The following is a 5,204-nucleotide window of genomic DNA, read 5'->3' as shown; positions in this document are numbered from 1 at the left end:
GAAGCTTATGAATATATCGTAAATGGTAGACCCGCTCTTGAATGGGTTATGGGGCGTCAATGTGTAAAGACCGATAAAAAGAGTGGCATTGTGAATGATGCCAATTGCTATGCTGTTGAGACCATTGGCAACCCTGCTTATCCATTGGAATTATTTCAAAGGGTTATTACGGTAAGTTTAGAAACTATGAGGATTGTTAAGAACCTCCCAAAATTGGAAATAAGAGAAACTGAAGAGACTTCATAAAGCATGCTCACATTTCACATGATGGGTATGCACATCTTACAAGGGAGTATAGAGTTTATATCTATACTCCCTTGTTAAGTTGATTATGTACACTCTTAAAAGGAATGATTTATCATGCGATCTTCTAAAAAGAGAAGCCTTGCACTTTTAAACACTCTCATATTGCCTTTAAAAGATTATATCGCAATCTCAAATGATAGCACCATATCTTTCAAAAGCTCTCTTTAAAGAGAAATGTGACTATTGATAGGTTGTATTTATCAATATGGATTATTTTTTGAAGTATTGATAAGACTTAATATATTGAAATATAATGTTTTTTATTGTTATCTAAAAGCTTTTTTAAAATGAGGGGGTAAAACGACTGACAGAGATAAAAGCCCATAAAAAGGGATTTTGATAATGCTATAATAATTCAATAGGTATTTTTTGATGCTTTCATATGAGAAAAAACGCATTATTTTTTTAAGATACTATTTTTTGTCTTTTTTCCGATAAACTGAGTGATCCTCTCTTTCCAAGAGCGAGGCTGCTCTTCACTAGAAACTTTTCGTTGTTCATCAAAATTTTCTCCAACCTGTTTAATCAAAGCATAACTCAGTTGTTTGGCTTTTGACAATTCTTCAGCTAAAATCAGGGCGCGTTCAAGGTGGGTTTGGTTGATGTTCTCTTCAAAGCCTAGATGATCTCCTGTCACAAAGCTTTGTTGATAAGACTGTAAGCTTTCAATATCACCCAATAAAGCAAGGGCACCAAGATGAAGTAAAGCATAATCCTTATTGCTTGCTTTAGATGTTGCATCCTTTTCCCAAGGAGCGAGGCCATAATCACAACGAAGCCTTTCAGAAAGATCAATGGCGCTTACCGCCCATTTTAATGCATCATCAAGTGCTTGCTTTAAACGATCCGCACTCACCTCTGCTTCAAAGATTTCCAATCCCTTTACCTCAAAATTAAGCTGTATATCTGGAATATCTTCCGTGTGGGTAGGATCAATGAATTTGCAAGCAGCAGCAAGAATACCGGTGCTAATTAAAAAGGCACTATCAAATTGCGGATAATCTTTGGCAATTTCATCATTATAAAGAACATCAACTTCACGATCAGCCAATTGATAGCTTGCTATATAGTCATCCCTTGCGATTTTCTTCACTGCCCAATTCAAACTTTTTAAAAGTGTTGTTGCACTCTCCATGGTAAGACGATCATCACCAACATCCGTTTCATCAACTTCATCGATCTCTTCCTCTTCAAGCAGCGCTGTTTTGGAGGCAAAAGATGCTGTTTGTGGATCGAGGAATAAAATCAGAGCGTTTTTTGAAAAAACGTTCGATAACCCTGTGCAAGAGTAAGAGCCTTGTCAATATCATATCTTGTGATAGTATCCACAAAGCCTAGATAGTTCTTTCTTTGAAAACTCTCCTTATAAAATTTGAGTTTTTTGACATTACCAGTCAAAATAAGTGCAATAAGGTGAAATTCTGCAAGGCAAAATTCACTATCTGTTGGCAAAGCGGCATAATCATAGATAATTTGATTGACATTTTGTTGATCTGCCCACTCAAGAATATCCGCACAGATCTGCTTTAGTTTGCCTTCTTCAACTTCAACACTAGAAACTGTATAAACTTCTTCTGCCTCTTTGAGAGCTATATATTGAGGCTTCTCGAAAAAAACATCCCGATGAGCGGTAGAAAAAGCAAGTGTTGAAAGTGAAGCCTTAAATACAACAACCGGTATTTTTCCTTTTCTATCAAAACTGTACACTATATTGATGATACGATCTTTGCTTATAAAATAGGCATTATAATTGTAATTTTTGTCGCGATAGACTGTCCAGTTCATCATTTTTAATGTTTTAGAAACTGTATTCAGGAAGGCCAAGGACTGTACACCAATGCGTGCATCTGCCACCTCTCGCTCTTTTAGAATTTTTAGATGTTTTTCAGCAAATTCAACCGCGTACTTAACAGACTTTTCTACAATATTGCTTTCCAAATGTTCAGAAATAGTACCTAACGCAAGTAAATTTTGATAAGATTTCAGCACATTGATTTTTCCGGTCAATGCTAAACAAGCCAAATGCCAAATTATATCTGTATTGTAGTTATATTTTTGAACAAGCGTTTTGCCTTCTATCGATCCTTGCAAATCTTGAGCGCGTGCCCATTGTATTATCCGCTCAGAGATTTTGATAAGCTCTTGCTCATTTAATGTCTCTACACGAATATCAATCCCTTTATCAACACCACTAAAAAGCCCTCCCCCAATCGTATTAAAAGACTGATAAATATTTGTAGCTGATATCTTCCTATATTTTCCACTATCGTGAATATAATGGCAAGCTACAGAAATCTCTTCGTTGGAGATCTCTGCTTCAAGATGGACATTGTAATCATCATGAAGACGGATAAAACCAAAATCAAATTGAATAAAACGATCCGGCAAAACCAACCACATTTTCCCAGGCTCTGTGGCAAGCCATCCTTCGGTTTTGAGAATACGAGTTGCTGTTGTAAGACTTATCGAACGCTGTTTAGGCTTTTTGCGCGCCAAAAGATCATCCAATTCGTTATTTTTATAAGCCTCAGCAAAAAAGATGGCACGCTCAACCTGCGTCATCTTTTCATAATCAGAAAACTCTGGTGTATATAATTGAGATATAGATTTGTAATTCCTTAAAGCCTCAATATCGCCGAGTAGAGCTTTTGCAATGAGAGAATGATTGGCAGATTCTTCACGTAATTTTTGCTCAATATCTTGCTCTTGCGCCCAAGCTAACACTTTGTTTAAAGCGACCTTGACATGGTTTTCAAAAAACTCCAGCGCTGTAACTCCAAAATTTTCTTCTGAAGAAATCAGCATATCCTCATATTGATATTGCGATTCTTTACCGTTAATGTATTCACAGCCAAGGCAATAGGCAACAGTGGTGAGACTGGACGAAACCCATAACCTACCGCTATCCTGTCCATAATCTATGACACCATAATGAATACGCACTATGCGATCGGGAAGGTGATAATAAGCAAACATATCACCCATTTTATCGCGATGAGGCTCCCAGCCAAGACTTTTTAAAATCTCTGTTGCATCTTTGGTTTGCATCGTCATTACCCTGCGTGTTCTTTAATTCTTTTACAGAGAAATTCATAAAAATTACTTGCATAATAATGTGATGCTCCAGATGGAATCTTGACGTAGAGTGGGCATTCACCATCCTGAAACTGAGTATAATCAAAGTAAAATGTCTCACCAAAATCAGTTCTACTCACAACAAGCTGCTGTGGTTTTGCTAAACCATTTTTTATATCTGTTAAGTGATAATAAACAATATCACCAGCAGGATTATCTTCAAAACTTGCGTTATAAATGCTAAAAATTTCATAACCTCCAATTTCTCCTCCTCCATAATTTTTTAAAAAACTTTTGTAGGATGAGGTGAATTGTAAACCAAGAGTTCTCTCAGCCTTTTCAATCACAAGATCATCAACCGCATTTGCTGCAGTACCGAAATTGATAATATCATCATCATACTTATTAGCTTTATCAATTAATACTGCAACATCATCTAAGGTATAGGTTTTCATAGATGATCCCCCTAAAAGTGATTAACAATTCTTGCATTTTTGAAAACAAAAAAGGATGGCGGCTTTAACAGTGTATTTCAAAAGGAAACCGCCCGGCAAAAAGCGTTATTCCAAATTAGCTATAATTCTTTTACAGAGAAATTCATAAAAATTACTTGCATAATATTGTGGATCCTTGGGTGGAAAATCAAAATAGAGTGCACATTCTCCATCCCGAAACTGCGTATAATCGAAGAAAAATGTCTCTCCAAAATCGGTTCTACTAACAATAAGTTGCTGTGGCGTTGCAAAACCATTTTTTCTATAATTTAAGTTTTTATAAACAATATCATCACTACGAACAATCTCAAAGTTTGTATCATAAACGCTACATATTTCCTCACCACAAATTTCCCCTCTTCCATAGTTTTTTAAAAAACTTTTATAGGAAGACGTAAACTGCAAACCGAGAGTTTTCTCTGCTTTTTCAATTAGTACATCATCAACTGCTTCATCTGTAGTGCCAAAATCGATACTATCGCTATATTTATTAACTAGTACTGCAACATCAGTTAAGGTATAGGTTTTCATAAATCTTCCCCTGCGTGCTCTTTAATTCTTTTACAGAGAAATTCATAAAAATTACTGGCGTAATATTCGGACTCCTCATCCGCAAACATGACATAGAGTGGGCATTCACCATCCCTAAACTGCGTATAATCAAAGTAAAAGGTTTCATCAAGATCATAACTCACAACGAGTTGTTCTGGTGTCGTAAAACCACGTTTTCTATCATTTAAGTTTTGGAAAACAATATCACCAGCAGGAATACCTTCCCCACAATCTCCATAAAGGCTATAAATTTCTTCACTACCAATTTCCCCTCCTACATATTTTTTTAAAAACACTTTGTAAGACGATGTAAATTGTAAACCGAGAGTTTTCTCCGCCTTTTCAATCACAAGATCATCAACCGCATTTTTTGCAGTACCAAAATTGATAATATCATCATCGTATTTATTCACTTTATCAATTAATACTGCAACATCATCTAAGGTATAGGTTTTCATAGATGATCCTCAAAACTTGCGTGATAAACGCTCCATATTTCCTCTATCAATTTCACCTCTTCCATAGTTTTTTCCAAAAACGCTTGTAAAAAGGGATAGGTGGCGGAGTGGGAGTGTTCTCAATCTTTTCAATTGGTTGATTACCTTCAGGTATCTCAGCTCCCACACTTTCTTTAATTCTTTTGCAAAGAAATTCATAAAAATTACTGGCATAATATTCGGAATCGCCAGATGGCAACATGACATAGAGTGGGCATTCGCCATCCCGAAACTGCGTATAATCAAAGTAAAAGGTTTCACCAAAATCAGCATCACACAC

Annotated in this window: 3 protein-coding genes and 3 pseudogenes; 1 reads left to right on the top strand and 5 read right to left on the bottom strand. The window is 36.0% G+C overall.

Annotated features, from left to right (window positions below):
• A partial coding sequence (locus ME1_RS08170) for a type ISP restriction/modification enzyme (protein WP_004864962.1) occupies nucleotides 1–246 on the top strand: 246 nt, incomplete at its 5' end.
• Between the two features lie 457 nt (nucleotides 247–703).
• Here ME1_RS08170 and ME1_RS07115 read toward each other — a convergent pair.
• From ME1_RS07115 to ME1_RS07095, 5 genes and pseudogenes are all read right to left on the bottom strand, one after another.
• Nucleotides 704–3,354 (bottom strand): annotated as a pseudogene (locus ME1_RS07115) (DUF6990 domain-containing protein).
• Nucleotides 3,355–3,359: 5 nt separating this feature from the next.
• Nucleotides 3,360–3,836: an SMI1/KNR4 family protein gene (locus ME1_RS07110; RefSeq protein WP_004864960.1), complete on the bottom strand. Its 477-nt coding sequence runs from the start codon at nucleotides 3,834–3,836 to the stop codon at nucleotides 3,360–3,362.
• 105 nt (nucleotides 3,837–3,941) lie between these two features.
• A complete protein-coding gene (locus tag ME1_RS07105) occupies nucleotides 3,942–4,406 on the bottom strand; it encodes an SMI1/KNR4 family protein (RefSeq protein ID WP_004864959.1) in 465 nt (154 codons plus the stop codon).
• Nucleotides 4,406–4,885 (bottom strand): annotated as a pseudogene (locus ME1_RS07100) (SMI1/KNR4 family protein); the annotation flags it as partial. The gene ME1_RS07105 and the pseudogene ME1_RS07100, both read right to left, overlap by 1 nt.
• A gap of 52 nt (nucleotides 4,886–4,937) precedes the next feature.
• A pseudogene (locus tag ME1_RS07095) lies at nucleotides 4,938–5,204 on the bottom strand (SMI1/KNR4 family protein); the annotation flags it as partial.

Source organism: Bartonella vinsonii subsp. arupensis OK-94-513 (assembly GCF_000278235.1).
In the GTDB taxonomy this organism is placed as follows: Bacteria; Pseudomonadota; Alphaproteobacteria; order Rhizobiales; family Rhizobiaceae; genus Bartonella; species Bartonella arupensis.
The sequence above is the reverse complement of the archived record's forward strand: the minus strand, read 5'-3'. Positions and strand labels throughout refer to the sequence as shown.

Bases quoted from the DNA above. Each gene is read 5' to 3' on its own strand.
- ME1_RS07110 (WP_004864960.1), bottom strand. From the start codon at position 3,836: ATGAAAACCTATACCTTAGATGATGTTGCAGTATTAATTGATAAAGCT.
- ME1_RS07105 (WP_004864959.1), bottom strand. From the start codon at position 4,406: ATGAAAACCTATACCTTAACTGATGTTGCAGTACTAGTTAATAAATAT.